Source organism: Paraburkholderia bryophila, from assembly GCF_013409255.1.
Taxonomy (GTDB): domain Bacteria; phylum Pseudomonadota; class Gammaproteobacteria; order Burkholderiales; family Burkholderiaceae; genus Paraburkholderia.
Genome location: NZ_JACCAS010000002.1, coordinates 3,421,801 through 3,441,408, shown reverse-complemented (window position 1 = coordinate 3,441,408; position 19,608 = coordinate 3,421,801). Strand labels below are relative to the sequence as shown.

18 protein-coding genes and 1 riboswitch are annotated in these 19,608 nt (G+C 64.3%); of the genes, 10 read left to right on the top strand and 8 right to left on the bottom strand.

Going from position 1 to position 19,608, the window contains the following annotated elements; translation table 11 throughout:
• The first annotated feature begins 62 nt into the window (after positions 1-62).
• Positions 63-4,277 carry a CheR family methyltransferase gene (locus GGD40_RS36215; protein ID WP_179746940.1) on the top strand — a complete coding sequence of 1,405 codons (4,215 nt, stop codon included), beginning with the start codon at positions 63-65 and terminating at the stop codon, positions 4,275-4,277.
• Positions 4,278-4,416: 139 nt separating this feature from the next.
• Complete coding sequence (locus GGD40_RS37175; RefSeq protein WP_257030677.1) at positions 4,417-4,761, top strand: hypothetical protein; 345 nt, start codon at positions 4,417-4,419, stop codon at positions 4,759-4,761.
• Positions 4,762-4,844: 83 nt separating this feature from the next.
• Here the strand turns inward: GGD40_RS37175 and GGD40_RS36205 are convergent, their stop codons facing one another.
• The gene (locus GGD40_RS36205; RefSeq protein WP_179713446.1) at positions 4,845-5,864 is read right to left on the bottom strand and encodes a class I fructose-bisphosphate aldolase; all 1,020 of its coding nucleotides are present in this window, start codon (positions 5,862-5,864) and stop codon (positions 4,845-4,847) included.
• Positions 5,865-5,955: 91 nt separating this feature from the next.
• Positions 5,956-6,276 carry a thioredoxin family protein gene (locus GGD40_RS36200; protein ID WP_179746939.1) on the bottom strand — a complete coding sequence of 107 codons (321 nt, stop codon included), beginning with the start codon at positions 6,274-6,276 and terminating at the stop codon, positions 5,956-5,958.
• Between the two features lie 240 nt (positions 6,277-6,516).
• Here GGD40_RS36200 and GGD40_RS36195 point away from each other — a divergent pair, with 240 nt between their 5' ends.
• The 4 genes from GGD40_RS36195 to GGD40_RS36180 all read left to right on the top strand — a co-directional run bounded on the left by GGD40_RS36195 (position 6,517) and on the right by GGD40_RS36180 (position 10,238).
• Positions 6,517-6,813 carry a DUF2628 domain-containing protein gene (locus GGD40_RS36195; protein ID WP_179746938.1) on the top strand — a complete coding sequence of 99 codons (297 nt, stop codon included), beginning with the start codon at positions 6,517-6,519 and terminating at the stop codon, positions 6,811-6,813.
• A 165-nt stretch (positions 6,814-6,978) separates the two neighbouring features.
• Positions 6,979-8,298 (top strand): sugar efflux transporter, encoded by a 1,320-nt coding sequence (locus GGD40_RS36190; RefSeq protein WP_179713453.1) that lies wholly within the window; start codon positions 6,979-6,981, stop codon positions 8,296-8,298.
• A 57-nt stretch (positions 8,299-8,355) separates the two neighbouring features.
• Entirely contained in the window at positions 8,356-9,531 is a 1,176-nt protein-coding gene (gene gnd / locus GGD40_RS36185) for a phosphogluconate dehydrogenase (NAD(+)-dependent, decarboxylating) (protein ID WP_373565431.1), read from the top strand.
• Positions 9,532-9,545: 14 nt separating this feature from the next.
• Positions 9,546-10,238, top strand: a complete 693-nt coding sequence (locus tag GGD40_RS36180) for an HAD family hydrolase (protein WP_179713455.1) — start codon at positions 9,546-9,548, stop codon at positions 10,236-10,238.
• Between the two features lie 112 nt (positions 10,239-10,350).
• Here the strand turns inward: GGD40_RS36180 and GGD40_RS36175 are convergent, their stop codons facing one another.
• Complete coding sequence (locus GGD40_RS36175) at positions 10,351-10,899, bottom strand: ankyrin repeat domain-containing protein (RefSeq protein ID WP_179746936.1); 549 nt, start codon at positions 10,897-10,899, stop codon at positions 10,351-10,353.
• Positions 10,900-10,994: 95 nt separating this feature from the next.
• Positions 10,995-11,120 carry a hypothetical protein gene (locus GGD40_RS37170; protein WP_257030676.1) on the bottom strand — a complete coding sequence of 42 codons (126 nt, stop codon included), beginning with the start codon at positions 11,118-11,120 and terminating at the stop codon, positions 10,995-10,997.
• Between the two features lie 271 nt (positions 11,121-11,391).
• Here GGD40_RS37170 and GGD40_RS36170 point away from each other — a divergent pair, with 271 nt between their 5' ends.
• The 3 genes from GGD40_RS36170 to GGD40_RS36160 all read left to right on the top strand — a co-directional run bounded on the left by GGD40_RS36170 (position 11,392) and on the right by GGD40_RS36160 (position 15,497).
• Positions 11,392-11,637, top strand: a complete 246-nt coding sequence (locus GGD40_RS36170; protein WP_257030675.1) for a hypothetical protein — start codon at positions 11,392-11,394, stop codon at positions 11,635-11,637.
• Positions 11,638-11,933: 296 nt separating this feature from the next.
• Positions 11,934-14,327, top strand: coding sequence for a phosphoketolase family protein (locus tag GGD40_RS36165; RefSeq protein WP_179746935.1), 2,394 nt, complete (start codon positions 11,934-11,936; stop codon positions 14,325-14,327).
• 12 nt (positions 14,328-14,339) lie between these two features.
• Positions 14,340-15,497, top strand: coding sequence for an acetate/propionate family kinase (locus GGD40_RS36160; protein WP_179746934.1), 1,158 nt, complete (start codon positions 14,340-14,342; stop codon positions 15,495-15,497).
• A 38-nt stretch (positions 15,498-15,535) separates the two neighbouring features.
• Here the strand turns inward: GGD40_RS36160 and GGD40_RS36155 are convergent, their stop codons facing one another.
• Both GGD40_RS36155 and GGD40_RS36150 read right to left on the bottom strand, forming a co-directional pair.
• Positions 15,536-15,796, bottom strand: a complete 261-nt coding sequence (locus GGD40_RS36155) for a BON domain-containing protein (protein ID WP_179713461.1) — start codon at positions 15,794-15,796, stop codon at positions 15,536-15,538.
• A gap of 149 nt (positions 15,797-15,945) precedes the next feature.
• Positions 15,946-17,157 (bottom strand): D-amino acid dehydrogenase, encoded by a 1,212-nt coding sequence (locus GGD40_RS36150; protein ID WP_179746933.1) that lies wholly within the window; start codon positions 17,155-17,157, stop codon positions 15,946-15,948.
• 182 nt (positions 17,158-17,339) lie between these two features.
• A riboswitch (glycine riboswitch) is annotated at positions 17,340-17,434 on the bottom strand.
• A gap of 201 nt (positions 17,435-17,635) precedes the next feature.
• On the opposite strand from GGD40_RS36150, the gene GGD40_RS36145 reads away from it, so the two are divergent.
• Positions 17,636-18,268, top strand: a complete 633-nt coding sequence (locus GGD40_RS36145; RefSeq protein WP_179713465.1) for a LysE family translocator — start codon at positions 17,636-17,638, stop codon at positions 18,266-18,268.
• A 106-nt stretch (positions 18,269-18,374) separates the two neighbouring features.
• Here GGD40_RS36145 and GGD40_RS36140 read toward each other — a convergent pair whose 3' ends face one another.
• On the bottom strand, positions 18,375-18,929 hold the full coding sequence (locus GGD40_RS36140; RefSeq protein ID WP_179746932.1) for a GNAT family N-acetyltransferase: 555 nt from the start codon (positions 18,927-18,929) through the stop codon (positions 18,375-18,377).
• 6 nt (positions 18,930-18,935) lie between these two features.
• Positions 18,936-19,508: a helix-turn-helix domain-containing protein gene (locus tag GGD40_RS36135; protein ID WP_179747165.1), complete on the bottom strand. Its 573-nt coding sequence runs from the start codon at positions 19,506-19,508 to the stop codon at positions 18,936-18,938.
• Positions 19,509-19,608 lie beyond the last annotated feature (100 nt).

Genomic DNA, 19,608 nt, shown 5'->3' with positions numbered 1-19,608 from the left:
GGAGGCCCGCGTCGCAATGACGGCGAGGCCGCTGGGACGCAGCGCAGCACACGAGGATGGGTATGACCGGCAGTGAAGCAGGGGCGTCTCCAGCCAACACGCAGACCACGGCGACAACGAGCACGCAAACAGGAATATCCACGCACGCCGAAAGCGCCGCCGCGACTTCGGCGCCGACAGTTGCGTCCGAGCGGAGCGCACTGAATTTTCCGGTGGTCGGCATCGGCGCGTCGGCGGGCGGCGTGCAGGCGCTGCTGCGTTTCTTCGAGAACGCGCCGGTCGATATGGACATGGCCTTCGTGGTCGTGCTGCACCTGTCGCCCAACCATGCGAGTAGCGCCGACCAGGTGCTGCAGCACGCCACCCGCATGCCGGTGCTGCAGGTTCAACATCCGGTTCAGGTGGAAAAGAACCACGTCTATGTGATTTCACCCTCGCACGACCTCGCGCTCGACGACGGTCATCTGACGCCGACCGAAGTCGGGCGGCCGCGCGGCCGGCCGATCGCGATCGACCTGTTCTTTCGCAGCCTCGCCGACACGCACCGCGAGCGCTCCATTGCGATCGTGCTCTCCGGCACGGGCGCGGACGGCTCGACCGGGATTGGCCGGATCAAGGAGCAGGGCGGCGTGACGATCGCGCAGCAGCCGTCGGACGCCGAGTACCCGGAAATGCCGCAGAACGCGATGGCGACCGGCATGATCGACTTCGCGCTGCCGGCCGCCGAGATGCCGCGCAAGCTGCGCGAACTCGCCGACAACGCCCGCGCGATCCGCCTGCCGGCCGCCGACGAAGAACCCGAAGCGCTCGCCGCCGCCCAGCCCGACGCGGCCTCCAGCGCCGAGCGCGCGTTGCTCGGCGTGCTCGCCACCTTGCGCGCGCGCACCGGCCACGACTTCCGCCATTACAAACGCGCGACGATTCTGCGGCGTATCGAACGCCGCCTGCAGGTCAACGGGATTCCCGATCTGCAGAGCTATCAGGACTATGTGCTCACGCATCCGGAAGAAACCCCGGCGCTGCTCAAGGACATGCTGATCGGCGTGACGAATTTCTTCCGCGACCGCGAGACCTTCGAGGTCGTCGAGCGCGAGATCGTGCCGAAGCTGTTCCACAAGAAGTCCGAGGACGATCCGCTGCGCGTGTGGATCGCCGGTTGCGCGACGGGCGAGGAAGCTTATTCGCTCGCCATGCTGCTCGCCGACCACCCCGCGCATCGCGACGGCATTCCGGTGCAGCTATTCGCCACCGACATCGACGAACGCGCCATTGCGTTCGCGCGCGCGGGGCTCTATCCGGAGTCGATTACCGCGGACGTCTCCGCGCAACACCTGCGGCAGTTTTTCACGCCCGACCGCTCGCACTTCCGGGTCAGCAAGCCGATCCGTGAACGGGTGCTGTTCGCGGTGCATAACGTGTTGCGCGATCCGCCGTTTTCGCGCGTCGACCTGGTGTCGTGCCGCAATCTGCTGATCTATCTCGACCGCAGCGTGCAGAGCCAGGTGCTGCAAATGTTCCATTTCGCGTTGCAGCCGGGCGGCTACCTGCTACTCGGCAGCTCCGAATCCGCTGAGGCGGCCGGTGAACTCTTCACCCCGGTCGACAAGAAAAACCGTATCTACCGCGCGAACCGGGTGACGACCGCGGTGCGTCCGCCGATCAGCATGCCGGTCATTCAGCACGGCGGCGTGAGCGCCACCACCTACCCCGGCCCCGTGCAGCCGCTGCCGCAGGCGTTGCCGTTCTCGGCGCTGCATCACCGCATTCTCGAACTGTATGCGCCGCCGAGCATCGTGGTCGATACCGACGCGAACATCCTGCATATGTCCGAGCACGCCGGCCGCTATCTGCGTTTCGCGCGCGGCGAGCCGTCGTACAACCTGATCATGCTGGTGAATCCGGCCTTGCGCCTGCAATTGCGCGCGGCGCTGTTCCAGTCGCTGCGCGGCAATAGCGAAGTGGCCACGGAGTCGATCGAATTCACGCCGGAAGCGCGCGTGCGGATCGTCGTGCGCCCCTACCGGCGGTCGGAGGAGGCGCCGGAATTCGCGCTGGTGCTGTTCGAGGAGGTCGCGGCCGGCGCCGCTGCCGGCGCGGCCAGCCCGCAGTCCAAGCCCGTCGCGCAGGATTCGCTGCTGGTGCATCTCGAGGACGAACTGCATCGCACGAAACAGGAATTGCGCTCGACGGTCGAGCAGTCGGAAGCGTCGACGGAAGAGCTGAAGGCGTCGAACGAAGAGTTGCAGGCGATCAACGAGGAACTACGCGCCGCCACCGAAGAACTCGAGACCAGCAAGGAAGAATTGCAGTCGTTGAACGAGGAACTGTTCACCGTCAACGCCGAGTTGCAGGCCAAGATCGAGGAAACCAGCAAGGCCAAAGACGACTTGCAGAACGTGATCGCGTCGACCGGCATCGCGACGGTGTTCGTGGACCGCGAGATGCGTATCAAGCGCTATACGCCCGCCGCCACGGAACTGTTCAACGTGATTCCGTCGGACGTAGGCCGGCCGCTGCACGACATCACGCACCGGCTCGATTATCCGCAACTGGCCGACGACACGGTGGCGGTATTCGATTCGTTGCAACTGATCGAGCGGGAGATTCGCGGCATCAGCGGGCGCCATTTCCTCACGCGGCTGTCGCCGTATCGCACCACCGACGATCGCATCGAGGGCGCGGTGCTGACCATCGTCGACATCTCCGCGCTGCGGCGTGCCGAGCAACTGGTGCGCGCCGGTGAAGAGCGCCTGCATCTGGCCGCGCAAAGCACGAACGACTTCGCGATCATCGTGCAGGACATGGACGGGCGCGTGGTGACCTGGAACAAGGGCGCCGAGCGCATTTTCGGTTACGGCGAACAGGAAATGGTCGGACAAACGCTCGACCGCCTGTATCTGCCGGAAGAGCGCGAAGCCAACGAAGCCGCCAGCGAACGGCGCCGCGCACTGAACGACGGCCGCGCGGAAGACGAGCGCTGGTACGTGCACAAAAGCGGCGCGCGGCTCTATTGCAGCGGGGTGATTACGCCGGTCGCGTCGGACAGTTTCAGCGGCTTCGCGAAGATCGTGCGCGATCTGACGGAGCGCAAAGGCACCGAGGCGCTCGAACAACGCAAGATTTCGCTGGAACGCTCGGTGCGGCAGAAGGTGGAAGCCGCCAGCCGCTTGAAGGACGAGTTTCTCGCGGTGCTGTCGCACGAACTGAAAAATCCGCTCAACCTGATCCATGTGAAAGCGGACATGCTGGATCGCGCGCCGTCCACCCAGGGCTTGCCGGTGGTGCGCGACGCGGCCGACGCGATCCGCCGCTCGGTGATCAGCCTCGCGAAGATCATCGACGATCTGCTGGACCTGTCGCGCGTGCGCACCGGCAAGCTGGCGCTGGATCGCTCGCGGGTCGATATCGCGGCGATCACCGCGCAGGTGGCCAGCGCGATCGAGGCGGACGCGTCCGCGCATCAGGTGAGCGTCGAGGTAGTGGGCGTTGCCGAGCCGTTTTTCATCGACGCCGACGCCGTGCGCTTCGAGCAGATTCTGTGGAACCTTGTCAGCAATGCGGTGAAGTTCACGCCGCCGGGCGGGCGCGTGACGCTGCAACTGTCGCGCGAGAACGAACATGCGTGCATTGAAGTGCGCGATACCGGACGCGGCATCGAGGCCGCGTTTCTGCCCAACGTGTTCGATATGTTCAGCCAGGCCGAGGGCGCGCATCGGCGGCATAGCGGTGGCCTCGGGATCGGACTCGCGCTCGTCAAGCAACTGGCTGAAATGCACGGCGGACGGGTCGAGGCGGAGTCGGCGGGCGCGGGTAAGGGCGCGCGTTTCCGCGTCTGGCTGCCGGCCGATAATGCAGCGCCGAAGATCGAATCGCGCGAAGCTCAGGGCGACGCCACTCTGCTGAAGGGCATGCGCATTCTGCTGGTCGACGACGCGGTAGAAAGCCTGCAAGCGTTCCAGGGCCTGCTCGAAATGGAAGGCGCGCAGGTGTGGCCGCAAACCAATGGCGCGGCCGCGCTGGCGGTCGCCGCGCATCAGCCGTTCGATCTGATCCTGTCGGATATCGGCATGCCCGGCATGGACGGCTATGAACTGATCGCGGCGTTGCGCAAGCTGCCGGCCACGGCCGCGGTGCCGGCGCTCGCGCTGACCGGCTTCGGGCGTCCGCAGGATGCTACGCGGGCGATTCGCGCGGGCTACGACGGGCATCTCGGCAAACCGGTTTCGTTGCAGGCGCTGCTGGACAAGATTGCGCGCGCAACTACCGCGAACCGCTGAGTGTTACTGCTGAGCGTGTAGTCTGACTTTTCACCCTTGAACGGGCGTTGAGGGCTCCGTTCTATCGGTATAGCGCTTGCTGAATTCGACCGCATACACGGTCGTCGAGCGCCGCCATGAAAGTGCCTTCGATGGGTCCGTGCCGTCACCCATCAGGAGTTGCGACCTGACACTCGGCGACACGATCAAAGGCATGGTGGGACTCGATCCCACCGGACATGCCGATCCCGACATGAAGGCCGTGCTCGACGCACTGAAGAGCCTGAATCCCAAACCGATCGAAAGATGCACGGTGGCCGAGGCGAGAAAACAGCCCACGCCCGCCGACGCCGTCAAGAAACTGATGATGGAACCGGCATTCAGCGCGCGGCCTTCGCTCGAACTGGAGTTCTTCGGCATGGCGGCGGTGGTGGAGGCCGCCCGCGGCGCGCAGGCTTTCGTCTCGCTTGCGCAGCGGCAGACGTTCGGCGCGGCGCCTTTATGAAGGGCGCCGCGCGATGATGAACGCGCAGTTGCGCGGTGTTGGTCGGCGAGAGAGGTCTCGCCGTTTACTTTTCCTGCTAGCCGTTAGCCCTTTTCCTGCGCCGCATCGTATTTCCCCAGCGCGGCAGCGCTGTTCAGCCGCGCGCGCTTGAGCAGGGCCTCCTGCGCTTCCTTGACGTTGCCCGGCTGCCCCTTCCATGCTTGCAGCGGCGGTTCCTGCAACGCCCGCCCATATGAAAAGCTCAGGTTCCACGGCAGCGGCCCGAGGCGATTCATCGCATCCAGATTCGCGGTGGCTTCTTCCGGCGTCTGGCCGCCGGACAGAAACACGATGCCCGGCACCGCCGACGGCACCGTACGCCGCAACACTCGCACGGTATGCGCCGCGATATCGGCAACCGACGACTGCTGCGCGTGCTCGGAACCGGCCAGCACCATGCTCGGCTTCAGCAGAATATGTTCGAGCACCACGTGATGCCGGTGCAGCGCATTGAACACCTCATGCAGCACGGCCTCGGTCACTTCCGCGCTGCGGTGAATGGTGTGATCGCCATCCATCAGCACTTCCGGCTCGACGATCGGCACGATGCCCGCTTCCTGCGAAATCGCCGCGTAGCGCGCCAGCGAATCGGCATTGGCTTCGATCGCGAGACGACTCGGCAGGCTCGCGGTGATGTTGTAGACCGCGCGCCACTTGGCGAAGCGCGCGCCTTGCCGTTTGTAATCGACGAAGCGTTTGGCGAGGCCGTCCAGCCCTTCGGTGATTTCGTCGCCCGGCGCGAGCGCGAGCGGGATCTTGCCGAGGTCGACCTTGATGCCGGGCACGACGCCGTTTTTCGCCGACAGTTGCGGGAACGGCGTGCCGTCGTCGGCTTTCTGGCCGAGCGTTTCCTCATAGAGAATCACGCCGCTCACGAACTCGCCGAGCCCCGGCGTGGTGAGCAGCAGATTGCGGTACGCGCGGCGGTTTTCCTCGCTCGATTCGAGGCCGATCGTCTTGAAGCGTTTGGCGATGGTTGGCCCGCTTTCGTCGGCGGCGAGAAGGCCTTTGCCGGGTTGAACCATGGCGTTGACGGTGGCTTGCAGCTCGCTACGGGTGTCCATGAGGTGTGCTCCCTTTTGATCCGGTTTGCGGATGGAATCCTGCAGTAAAACCTGCGATGAATCCGGTAACTCGACCTGCTATCTCACCGGCTCACAGCGACGTGAACGCTGGCGTGATATCCGTCGCGCCGGTGGGCCGCACCACGCGCGCGACCTCCATGCCGTCGCGCAGGAAAATCAGCGTGGGCCACAGTTTGACCTTGAACGAGCGGCCCAGCAGCCGGCCGGGGCCGTCTTCGATTTTCAGGTGGCGAATGGCCGCATGCGGTTCGAACGCCTTGGCGATCGACGCCTGCGCGCCCTGGCAATAGCCGCACCAGTCGGTGCCGAATTCGACGACGGTGGCGCCGGGCAGGGCGTCGAGTTCGGCGCGCGAGGGGGCTTTCGTTGAGTAGGCGGTCTGGGTGGCCATGCATGCTCCGGTGCGGTTCGATCTGTGCCGGCAGGCCTTTCGCGGGGTGGGAAGGCCTGCGCGTGAATTCGGTAAGAGTAGCAGCTATGCTTCCAATCGTCAGTGAGGCAGGCCTCGATGAAGCGCCGCACGGTGAGGGCGGTCGTATTGTTCGCTCACATTTTCATCAGCCTGTTAGCGTGGCATGTTAAACATCGTCACCCGCCGTCGAGTGGCGGTTTGTCGCATTGAGGAAGGGACATGGGAGCAAGGATCTATCTGCATTATCCCGGCAACGAGGACACTGTCGCCGTCCCGACCGGCTTCAGTTGGGGCGCGTGCCTGCTGGGTTTCATGTGGGCGCTGTCGAAGAAGATGTGGTTCGCCGCGTTCGTGATGCTGGGGATCAGCGTGATTCTGTTCTGCTCGGGGCTGTGGGGCGAAACGGCCGACTGGATCGGTACCGTGCTCGGCGTGCTGTTCAGCATCGGTTGCGGGGTGTATGGCAATCAGTGGCATCGCTGGACGCTGGAAAAGCGCGGGTATGTCGTGCTGTGACGCGCAAACATCGAGGTAAGCGGATTTGGGATATGACCGGCACGGGTTTACGCGCCCGCAAGCCAGGTTGATAATGCCCCGGTTGTTCCCGCTACGAAGTCCGCGTTTTGCGTCGCGTCTTGCGTTGCGTTTCGCGGGCACGCTCCTCCTGACCCACCGCCACCCGTGTTGAAAACCTCACGTTTTTTCGACCTGCTGCGCATCCCTGGCTTCAAGCCGCTCGCCGCCGCGACCCTCATGCTCGGCGTCGCGATGTCGTTCACCGCTCCGTATCTGTCCTTGTTCGGCGTCGAGCGCGCCGGCATGACGCCGTTCAGGCTCGGGGTCTTCATGACGCTGATCGCCGCCAGCGGCGTGCTCGCCAGTACCCTTGCGGGCCGTTGGAGCGATGCGAGCGGACGGCATCGCCCGTTGCTGCTCGCGGCGCTGGTGGCAGCCGCGCTCGGCTATCTGTGTTTATGCGTGGTGCGTGATTACCGCTTGCTGCTGGCGGTCGGCATCGTGTTTATCGGCGCGGGCGGCTCGGCGATTTCCATGGTCTTCTCGTTCAGCCGCGCGGCGTTGCCGGTCGGCGATCCGGCCGAGCGCGTGTTCGCCAGCGCGACGTTGCGGACCATTCTGTCGGCGGCGTGGGTGTTCGGGCCGTCGGTCGGCGCGCTGGTGCTTGCCGCCAGCAGTTTCTACGGCCTGTTCCTGTTCGCCGCGGCCAGTTTCGGGGCCTGCGCGGCGATCGTCTGGCGCATGCGCGAGCCGCAAGGTCATCTGGGCGATCACACGGTGGAAGACACCGCGTCGGAGCCGTCGGCGTCGATCACCGTACCGCCGCTCACCGCGCCGGGCGAAGACGCGCACGAAGACCTGCCCGGCGTCGCGTCGGCCAACGACATCGGCCGCGCGGTGGCCGCGCTCTCGCTGCTGGGGCTCGCCGCGAATGCGACGATGATCGTGCTGCCGCTGTACATCGTGCATGGCCTGAACGGCACGCATCTGGACGTGTCGGTGATGCTCGGCCTCGGCGCGTTGACCGAAATCCCGATGATGCTCGCGCTGGGCGCGAAGTCGTCGTCGTTGCACAAGCCGAACTGGCTGGCGGCGTGCGCGGCGGTGCACGCGGTGTACTTCGTCGCCATGTCGATGGCCGGCACGGTGCATATGCTGATCCCGATGCAGATCCTCAACGCGTTCGTGGTCGCCGTGACCTCGTGCCTCGGCATGACCTATGTGCAGGATCTGATGCCGCATGCGCCGGGCCGCGCCACCGCGCTGTTCTTCAACGCGGCACGGGTTGGGTCGATTCTGTCGGGCGTGTTGTCGGGCCTGCTGGTGCAGGCGTTCAGCTATCGCGGCACGTTCCTGTTTTGCGGTTTGCTGGCGTTGTGCGCGCTGGTGCTGTTCGCCGTGCCGGGCGATCGCTATCCGCTAATGTGGCGCGCGGTGAAGCGCTTCGCGCGTGCGCAGTATGTGAAGTTGCAGGCCCGCACGTAAAAGACCTACCTGTAAGACGACCGTCAGCCGAATCGAAACCCACGCGAACCTCACGCGATCCAATTCCATTCGCGCGGAACTTTACGCCGTGCAAAACCTCTGCAAAGAGGCGTATCGTCTTTTGACGCGCGCGGTGACGCACAGCAAAAACGAACCAGGTCGAGCAACGCAACGACGCACTTTCCGGAGCGAGATATGCAGCTAGGCATGATTGGATTGGGACGCATGGGCGCCGACATGGTGCGACGCCTCACGAAAGGCGGTCAGCACTGCATTGCCTACGACGTGCAGGCAGCGGCGGTGGACAAACTGAAACAGGACGGCGTGGCGGGCGCAACATCGCTCGAAGACCTCGTCGCGCAACTGGAAAAACCGCGCGCCGTGTGGCTGATGGTGCCGGCCGCGGTGGTCGACGCCACGCTCGACAAGCTGGTGCCGCTGCTGGAGCCGGGCGACATCGTGATCGACGGCGGCAACTCCTATTACCACGACGACATTCGTCGCGGCAACGAACTGGGCGCGCGCAAGCTGCATTACGTGGACGTCGGCACGAGCGGTGGCGTGGCGGGCCGCGAGCGTGGCTACTGTCTGATGATCGGCGGCGAGCCGGAGGTGGTGAAACACCTCGAACCGATCTTCGCGGCGCTCGCGCCGGGCGCGGGGGCGGCGGCGCCCACACCGGGCCGAACGGCGAGCGCCAGCACCGCGGATCAGGGCTTCCTGCATTGCGGGCCGCAGGGCGCGGGGCACTTCGTGAAGATGGTTCACAACGGCATCGAGTACGGGATCATGGCGGCGTACGCCGAAGGGCTGAATATCCTGCATCACGCCGACGCCGGCAAACACGCGCGCGAAGTCGACGCCGAAACCACGCCGCTGCGCCGTCCCGAGTTGTATCAATACGATCTGAATCTCGCCGAGGTCACCGAGGTCTGGCGTCGCGGCAGCGTGATCGGCTCGTGGCTGCTCGACCTGATCGCGGGGTCGCTGGTCAGCGATGCCGAGCTGAAGAACTACGCGGGCCGCGTATCGGATTCGGGTGAAGGGCGCTGGACGGTCGCGGCCGCCATCGACGAAGGCGTGCCCACGCCGGTGCTGAGCGCGGCGCTGTTCGCGCGCTTCAGCTCGCGCGGCGAAGCGGACTTCTCGAACCGGGTGTTGTCGGCCATGCGCAACGACTTCGGCGGCCACGTCGAGAAAGCCGCCACACCGCCCGACGGGCAGAAGAGTTAATCCACGGAGCCCTAATGTCAGCCACCCCCGCCACGCCGCACGACGTCGTGTTTCTGTTCGACTGCGACAACACCTTGCTGGACAACGATCACGTGCTGGCCGATTTGCGCGCGCACATGGTGAAGTCGTTCGGTGCGGAAAACAGCGCACGCTATTGGGAGATTTTCGAGCAGTTGCGCTCGGAACTGGGCTACGCCGACTATCTTGGCGCGCTGCAGCGCTACCGGCTCGAACATCCGCGCGACACGCGCCTGCTGCTGATGTCGTCGTTTCTGATCGACTATCCGTTCGCGAACCGGCTCTATCCGGGCGCGCTGGATGCGCTGCGGCATGTCGCGCAACGCGGGCCCACGGTGATCCTGTCCGATGGCGACGTGGTGTTCCAGCCGCGCAAGATTGCCCGTTCGGGTCTATGGGACGAGGTCGAAGGGCGCGTGCTGATCTACATCCACAAGGAGCAGATGCTCGATCAGGTGATGGAGTGCTACCCGGCGCGCCGCTATGTGATGGTCGACGACAAGCTGCGCATTCTGACCGCGATGAAGAAGGCGTGGGGCGAGAAGCTGACCACGGTGTTTCCCCGCCAGGGGCACTACGCTTTCGATCCGAAGGAAATCTCGAGTAATCCGCCGGCGGATGTGAGCGTCGAGCGGATCGGCGAGTTGGCGGAGATCGATCTGGATACGCTGCTGGGCGGGAAGGGCTGAACGCGGGTTAGTGCGGTGGCGGTTGCGGACTGCGCTACGCCGCTCACGTGAGGTGTGAAGCGTCGAGCGGTCCGCAAGCGTCAAGTGCACCCACCGCGCCGCGAACGGAACCTCACGAACCGAGTTCTTTCAACCGAGCCTGCGCGTCACCGGCGCCCATGCGGCCGGCGGCATCCATTGCGCTTACGCCGTTCGCGTCGCGCGCGTTGGGGTTGGCGCCATGCGCAATCAGCAACTCCATGATCGCCGTGCGGTTGAACATCGCGGCGACCATCAACGCGGTGCGGCCGTCGGGCGACGCGCCTTCCACATCCGCGCCATGCGCGAGCAGCGTCTCGATCACCGCGTCGAAACCCTTGAACGCCGCGCCCGCGATCGGCGTCTGGCCGTTGTCGTTGCGCAGGTTTGGATCGGCGCCGCGTTCGAGCAGCGCGCGCACCGCATCCACGTGACCGTGGTAGCTCGCCAGCATCACGAGGCTGTCGCCCTTGTCGTTGCGCAGATTCGGCGGTGCGCCTTTTTCGATCACCGCGGCCAGCATCGTGGCGTCGCCGCGTCGTGCGAGATCGAATACCTGCTGTGCGAGTTCGACCAGTTCAGGATCGATCTTAGACGGGTCGGCCGGGGAGGGTTCAGGATGAACGGTCAATGGAATCTCCATGCAATGAGCCTGGGCGCCGTCGTGGCGCCGCGCGAACGCCCAGAATACACAGTCCGCGCAGATTCCGCGCACACCCTGTGCGCGTCGGCCTCGCGTCAGGTCACCCCGAACAGCTTGACCAGCAACCCGAACACACCGATCAGCACAGAGACGCCCGCGAACAGCAGCACGATTGAACCAACGAGAATCAGGGGTGCTTTGAAGCGGCTGGGTGTCGACATGATGACCGTGGAAGATGAGGGGTGAGAGGAAAGCGTGCTACACGCGTCCGGCGCGCTCCGCCGATGCGCACCGCGCGGCGAGCATAACCGGGCTCGCTTAATCCGCGCTTAAAGTCTAACGCATGAGCACCGACCGGCCGCCGCAAGGCGCGATCGAACGGCGACCAGACGCGTGGTTCATTAGGGCGCATACTCCGTGCATTGCAAGAAGCGCTGACCGGCAATCCCTTTCCCACGCAGTCTCACGCCTATCCTCGATCAGGGAGTCATCATGTCGTCACTACCCACGCAACGACCGCCGCCGTCTACGCTGCGTCACGCCGATACGCCTGCCGCCACGCGTGACCGGCGCGCGGAACTCGGCCGTGCCGACGAAGCGCGTGCCGAGCAACGTCGTCACGACGACGCCCGTAACGATCCGAGCGCCGGCAAATGGCGTTACCGTCCACCGGGACGGGAGGAGATCGCGCTGGAGGCAGTTCGTTCGCCAACCAAAAAGGCACGTACGGCCGACTAGTTTTCACCTCACAATCGCGTCGTGTCGGCCGCCGTTCGAACGCGGCAAACGCGATCTATATCAAAGCATGGGCGAATTGCGTCGAACCATGACGCGCACTGTGGGTCACAACCCCTGACAATCGTCGACGAAGTCCCGACACGCCCTGCGCGTCGGGTCTTTGCTTTGACGCTTTCGTTATGTCATGCGCATGACAAACCGGCCGTTTTGTCGTTTTTTTAAAACCCGCGCATGTCACGCATCATCGCTGCAGCACCCGCTAACCTGCCTGACAGTCCTTTTCGAGGAGTGACGCCATGGCCGAAGCAACCTCACGTGCGACCCCGCCCGCTATTCTGGATCCCGACACGCTGCGCAAGATGGACCGCTACTGGCGAGCCTGCAATTACCTGTCGGCCGGCATGATCTACCTGCGCGACAACCCGCTGTTGCGCGAGCCGCTCAAACCCGAACACATCAAGAATCGCCTGCTGGGCCATTGGGGCTCCGATCCGGGGCAAAGCTTCCTGCTGGTGCATCTGAACCGGATGATCCGCAAGCTCGATCTGAATCTGATCTACATTGCGGGCCCCGGTCATGGCGCGCCGGCCACGCTCGCCCATTGCTACCTCGAAGGACACTACTCGGAAATCTATCCGGACCGCAGCGAAGACGAAGCCGGCATGCGGCGCTTCTTTCGCCAGTTCTCGTTTCCCGGCGGCATCGGTTCGCATTGCACGCCCGAAACGCCGGGCTCGATTCACGAAGGCGGTGAACTCGGCTATAGCCTGTCGCACGGCTACGGCGCGGCGTTCGACAACCCCGACCTGATCGTTACCGTGATGATCGGCGACGGCGAAGCCGAGACCGGCCCGCTCGCCACCTCGTGGCACTCGAACAAATTCCTCAACCCGATCCGCGACGGCGCGGTGCTGCCTGTGCTGCATCTGAACGGCTACAAGATCGCCAATCCGACCATCCTCGCGCGGATTCCGCGTGAAGAACTCGAAGCGCTGCTGACCGGCTACGGCCACAAGCCGTATTTTGTCGAAGGCGATGACCCCGACACGATGCATCAGCAGATGGCCGCGACGCTCGAACAATGCATCGGCGAAATCCGCGCGATCCAGCAGCATGCGCGCGAACGCAACGACGCCACGCGACCACGCTGGCCGATGATCGTGCTGCGCTCGCCGAAAGGCTGGACCGGTCCGAAAGAAGTAGACGGCCATAAAGTGGAAGGCTCGTGGCGCGCGCACCAGGTGCCGGTGCTCGATCCCGTCACGAATGGCAAAAGCCTGAAGCTGGTCGAGCACTGGCTGCGCAGTTACGAGCCCGAGTCGTTGTTCGACGAAGCGGGGCGTCTCGTCGAAGAACTGCGCGAACTCGCGCCCGAAGGCGCGCGCCGTATCAGCGCCAATCCGCACGCGAACGGCGGTTTGCTGTGCAAGACGCTCGACCTGCCGGCGTTCAGCGACTACGCCGTCGCGGTGAAAAAACCGGCCGGCTCGTACACGTCGCCCACCGAAGTGCTCGGCACGTTCCTGCGCGACGTGATGCGCAACAACATGACGAACTTCCGCGTATTCGGCCCCGACGAGACGGCCAGCAACAAGCTGACGGCGATCTACGAGGCGTCCGAAAAGACCTGGCTCGCGCAGACCGAAGCGAGCGATGCCGACGGCGGCGACCTCGCCACCGACGGCCGCGTGATGGAAATGCTGAGCGAACACACGCTCGAAGGCTGGTTCGAAGGTTACGTGCTGACCGGCCGTCACGGCCTGTTCGCGACCTACGAAGCGTTTGTCCACGTGATCGATTCGATGTTCAACCAGCACGCCAAGTGGCTGGAAAAAGCCAAGCGCGACCTCGGCTGGCGGCAGCCGGTGCCGTCGATCAATCTGCTGATCACGTCGCTGGTCTGGCGTCAGGATCACAACGGCTTCACGCATCAGGACCCGGGCTTTCTCGACGTGGTCACGAATAAAAGCCCGGACGTGGTACGTATTTATCTGCCACCCGACGCGAACTGCCTGCTGAGCGTCGCCGATCATTGCCTGCGTTCGCGCGACTACGTCAACGTGATCGTCGCCGACAAGCAGCCGCATCTGCAGTATCTCGACATGGACGCGGCCGTCACGCATTGCACCAAGGGCATCGGCATCTGGGACTGGGCGTCGACCGATCAGGGCGTCGAACCGGACGTGGTGATCGCCTGCGCGGGCGACATCGCGACCATGGAAGCGCTCGCCGCGGTAGAGATTCTGAAGGCGCGTTTCGCCGATCTGAAGATCCGCTTCGTCAACGTGGTCGATCTGTTTCGTTTGATGCCCGAGCATGCGCATCCGCACGGGCTGTCGAGCCGCGATTTCGATTCGCTGTTCACCACCAGCAAGCCGGTGATTTTCAACTTCCATTCGTATGCTTCGCTGGTGCACAAGCTGACCTATAACCGCACCAATCACGACAATCTGCACGTGCACGGCTATCACGAGAAGGGCAACATCAACACGCCGCTCGAACTGGCGATCATCAACCAGGTAGACCGTTTCTCGCTTGCCATCGACGTGATCGATCGCGTGCCGGCGCTGCGCGGCGTCGGCGATCATGCGAAGGAATGGCTGCGCGGCCAGATCATCGAACATCTTGCTTATGCGCATGCCGAAGGCATCGACAAGGAAGAGATCCGCAACTGGACCTGGAAAGGCTGAGCGAGGCAGGCTATGGACACACAAGAGCGCGCCCCGGTGCCGACGATTCTGGTGCTGAACAGCGGGTCGTCGTCGCTGAAGTTCGGGCTGTTCACCTATGCCGGCGGCGACGAAGCGTTGCTGCTCGCCGGCAGTGCGGAAGGCATCGGGCGCAGCGACGGCAGCCTGCTGATCAAGGCGCCCGACGGCCGCGTGCTGGTGCAGCAGGAGCGGGTGCTCGAGTCGCAGACCGACGCGTTGCGCAAGCTCGCCGAGGTGCTCGCGCAGCAGGGTCACGGGCGGCCCGCGGCGGTTGGGCATCGGGTGGTGCATGGCGGGCCGCATTTGCGCAAGCATCAACGGCTCACGCCCGAAGTGCGTCAACGGCTACAGGACGCCGTGCATTTCGCGCCGCTGCATATTCCGCCGGCGCTCGCACTGATCGACGAGGCCGCGCGGATTTTCGGCGACGCGCCGCATTTCGCCTGCTTCGATACCGCGTTTCATGCAACGTTGCCGCCGCGCGCGGCGCAACTCGCGTTGCCGCGGCGGTATGTGAAGTCGGGGGTGATCCGCTACGGCTTTCACGGGCTGTCGTATGAGTCGCTGGTGACGCAGCTTGGCGCTGCGTTGCCGTCGCGGGCGGTATTCGCGCATCTCGGCAATGGGGCGAGCCTGTGCGCGTTGCGCGACGGTCAATCGGTCGATACGTCGATGGGGTTGACGCCGACCGGCGGTGTGCCGATGGGCACGCGCAGCGGCGATCTCGATCCCGGTGTGCTGTTGTATCTGATGCGGGTCGAGAAGTTGGACGCCGCCGCGTTGGAGACGCTATTGAATCGGCACAGCGGCCTCGCCGGTTATACGGATGGCGAAAGCGATATGCAGGCGCTGGAAAAACTCGCCGCGTCGGGCGACGCCAATGCGGCGCTGGCGCTCGATGCGTTTTCTACAGCGGTTCGCAAGACGATCGGCGCTTACGCCGCTCTGCTCGGTGGGATCGATCTGCTGGTGTTCACCGGAGGCATCGGCGAGCACAGTGCGGAAATTCGCCGCCGCGTGTGTGACGGGCTCGCGTTCATGGGACTCGTGGAGGGCGACGCGGCGGGCAAGGTGAGGGCCATTCATACCGAAGAGGAAAAGCAGATCGCGAGGCATTGCCGGACGTTGTTGCACGCCGAGGCGCACTGAGCTTATTTTGCCTGTTATTTGGCCTCTTGTTTCGCCGCTTATTTCGCCTTGATGGTCGTGCGATCCGACACGCCGGTGACGCCGAACAGACGCGTGACGTCTTCGAGTGCGGCGGTTCGTTGCTGATCGCGTTGCAGTTCGCCGTGCAGCGTGATGCGGCCAGCGGCGACTTTGACCTTGATGGCGTGTTCGGGGACGGCGGTGTCCCAGGCGAGACGACGGGTCGCTTCGGCGGCGATCTGGGTGTCGGTCAGGCGCGGTCTGCTGCTGGTGTGTTTCGCAGAACGGTTGTGTGGCATGGGTTCTCCACAGAGATTGCGGGGGTGGGAGAACACTAGCAGATGTGACGGACTTTGCATTCGACCACGGCCGCTTTTGATCTCCATTCACGGCGTTCGCGCCTGCTGTATCGATACTTTCCGCAGCAGGCGCGCGCTACACCCCGAGGCTATTGAATCGCGCTAGCCACCGCCTGCGCCGTCGCCGCCGACAACGTCCACCCCAGATGCCCGTGCCCCGTGTTGTAGAACACGCCTTGCCGTTTGCCACGTCCCACCTTGGGCAGCATGCTCGGCAACATCGGCCGCAAACCCGCCCACGGAATCACGCGCGAAGTCGACACTTCGGGGAAGTAACGCCGTGTCCAGTCCACCAGCGGCGCAATCCGGTCCGAGCGGATATCGCGGTTGAAGCCGTTGATCTCCGCCGTGCCCGCCACCCGGAATCGATCCGCGCCGAGCCGGCTCGTGACGATCTTCGCGCTATCGTCAAGCAGGCTCACCCATGGCGCGCGCTGTTGACTGGTCTCGTCGTCGAGACAGACGGTGATCGAATAGCCTTTCACCGGATAGATGTTCACGTGATCGCCCAGCATCGCCGCGAAATCGCGACTCTTCACGCCGGCGCATACGACGATCCGCTCGAACGCAAAGCGCTGCGACTCGCCTTCCAGATTGACCGTCAGCGAAAACTTGCCCTCTGCGGGCTGATCGATCGCCGTGATCTCGGCATCGTAGTGAAACTCGACGCCGTGCCGCACACAGGCATCCGCGAGACCGCGCGTGAACTTGTGGATGTCGCCGGTCGAATCGGACGGCGTGAAAAAACCGCCGAAGAAATCGCCTTGCAGCGTGGGTTCGATCCGCTGCAACTCGGTCGCCGACACCGGATTTCGGTCAAGGCCGCCTTCGCGCAGCAACGCATTCACCTTGTTCGCCGCAGCGAAATCCTTCTGCGTCTTGTAGATATGCAGAATGCCGCGCCGCTCGAGATCGAACTCGATGCCTTCGCTACGCGCCGTCGAAAACAGATGTTCGCGCGCGGCAATCGCGAGCCGCACGGTCTCGACCGTGTTGCTCCGATAGTGCGGGATCTGCCGCAGGAATTCGCCCATCCACGAATATTTGTGCCACGTGGGCAGCGGATTGAGCAGCAGTGGGGCGTCGCGCGTGAGCATCCAGCGTAGACCCTTCAGCACGGTGGCGGTGCTGTTCCAGACTTCGGCGTTGCTGGCCGATAACTGGCCGCCGTTGGCAAACGACGTCTCCATCGCCGCATAGCGATGGCGCTCGAAAACGGTGACGTGGTGGCCGCGTTGCGCGAGGGCGTGAGCCGTCGTGACGCCGGTAATGCCGGCGCCGATAATGGCGATTCGTGACATGACATGGTCCAGATAAGTTGAGCATCACCGGTGTCGATTTCGTGTCGAAACCGGCGTCGATGCCCCATCTGTCCCTGTACCTGAGAGTTTCTTCCCGCGCCATGCCGGCCCGATGCGAGCCGGAGTGGGGAATCCCCTTCGGTGGACGCGCGCGAGTGTCAGCGGCGTCGCTCTCCAGATGTTCCTGCTGCGCGGTCCTTTTGCCTGAGAGTTTCCGGGGCGGTTGCTCCGTCGGCGTCGTCACTTACCGCATGACGATCTCTCCCGCGCTGCATTGCAGAACGGTACGACGATACCGGGCAAAAATTATTGCCGCAAGTGTTTCGTGCGTTGCGCTGCAGCGCAGCGCAACGCGCGTGAATGAGTGAATGCGTGTGTGCTGTCCTGTCCGTGCGTTGCGATTGTGTACCGGGTCGGCGTGGCGGCGATCGGCTATAGTCGGCGGCACAATCCCCCACTCGTCAACGAGGAGAATGCCGTGCCCGCCTTCACAACGCTGCTCGCTTTCGGTCTGGTTTCATTGGGCATGGTGCTCACGCCGGGACCGAACATGATCTATCTGATCTCGCGATCGCTCTGCCAGGGCAAGCGCGCCGGTCTCGTGTCTCTCGGCGGCGTGGCGCTCGGTTTCGTGTTCTATATGTTCTGCGCGGCGTTCGGCATTACGGCGCTGTTGCTCACGGTGCCTTTCGCGTACGACGCGTTGCGCTTCGGCGGTGCGCTGTATCTGCTGTATCTCGCGTGGCAGGCAGTCAAACCCGGCGGCCGCTCGCCGTTCCAGGTGCGCGACCTGCCGCACGACAGCCCCCGTAAGCTGTTCACCATGGGCTTCGTCACCAACCTCGCGAATCCGAAGATCGCGGTGATGTATCTGTCGCTGCTGCCGCAATTCATTTCGCCGGGACATGGCAGCGTGCTGTCGCAGTCGCTTGCTTTGGGCTGCGTGCAGATCGTGGTCAGCGTGACGGTGAATGCGATTATCGCGAGCATGGCGGGGTCGATCGCCGGGTTTCTCGCGGGGCGCCCCGTGTGGCTGAGGGTGCAGCGCTGGCTGATGGGCACGGTGCTCGCCGGACTCGCGGTGCGGATCGCGCTCGATTCGCGTCGTTGATTCGCGTTGTTGAGCGGGGCTGCGCGGTCAGCGGAGCGCTTTACATTGAGCGCGGAGAGCGCGGCGCGCGAACAACGGTAAGCGGCCACCGCGAGCGCCGCATAGATCACGCCGTCGTTTGCGCGTCCGCCGCTTCGAGCGATTTATACATGAACGTGGCCGCCTCCAGACACGCTTCATCCGGACCCTGCGCGTAACCGGGGATCACGCCGACCGCCCGATAACCCAGCGCGGTATAAAGCGGCTCGGCATGATCGCCGGTACGCGTGTCGAGCGTGAGCAGGCTGCGCTGCAAACGCTGCGCGTGCCGCTCCAACTCAATCATCAAGGCACGGGCGATTCCCCGACGACGCCACGCCGGATGAATCAGCAGCTTGCGCACATCGGCGCGATGTCGCTGGTTTGGCATCGTGTCGTAATCCAGTTGCACGGTGCCGGCGATCACGTCGCCCTCGCGCGCGACGAGCAGAACCAGCCGGCCGCTTCGCAGCGTCGGCAACACCTTGCCGCGCCAGAACGCTTCGCTCTCGTCGAGACCGTGGGGCAGCACGAAACCGACGCTGGCGCCGTCATGCACGCACGCATGCAGCAGCGCGCCGAGTTCCGGCAGATGGCGTTCGAGATCGTCGGCGGAAAAGGGGGTGATGGTCATGGCGCTCATCTCGGCTCACACAATGAAAAGAAAATAATGGGCCCCGCTGTGTGCGGGCGTCTCGAAAGCGCTCGGGCCGAAGAGCCGGTAGCGCAGGCAGTCGCCAGGTTGCAGGTCGTGGCTTTGACCGTCGACGGTGATCCGCAGTTGGCCTTCCAGCAAAATCAGATGATGTTCAAGCCCGGGCCTTGGCGACTCGTCGTAGCTAATGTGCGCGCCGGGTTCGAGTTCGCACTCCAGCGCCTCGCCGGCCAACGCCTGCGCGGGCGGCGACACGGAGCGGCGCCGGAAGCCGGCGGCGTCGTCGCTCCACAAGGGCTGCGCGGCGCGCGGCACTAGCGGCGCGAAGTCCTCTTCGACCATATGCATGAGGCGCGACATCGGCAGGCCGTAGGCCACGCACAGCTTGCCGAGCACGCTCGCGGTCGGGCTCACGGCGGCGTTTTCGAGGCGTGACAGCGTGGCGCGGCTGACGCCGCTGAGCCGCGCGAGATCGTCGAGCGACCAGTTGCGTTCGGCGCGTAGCGCTCGCAGACGCTGCGCGATGCGGCGGTCGATGGCGTTGTCGTCGGGGAGCGTTTGTTCCATATTCGGGAAATTATCTCGAATATGGAAATTCGTCAATTGGAACAAAAAGGTGGATTGAAGTTCGGCCCTGCGTTCACCGCTCGCAGCGCGTACGTGGACG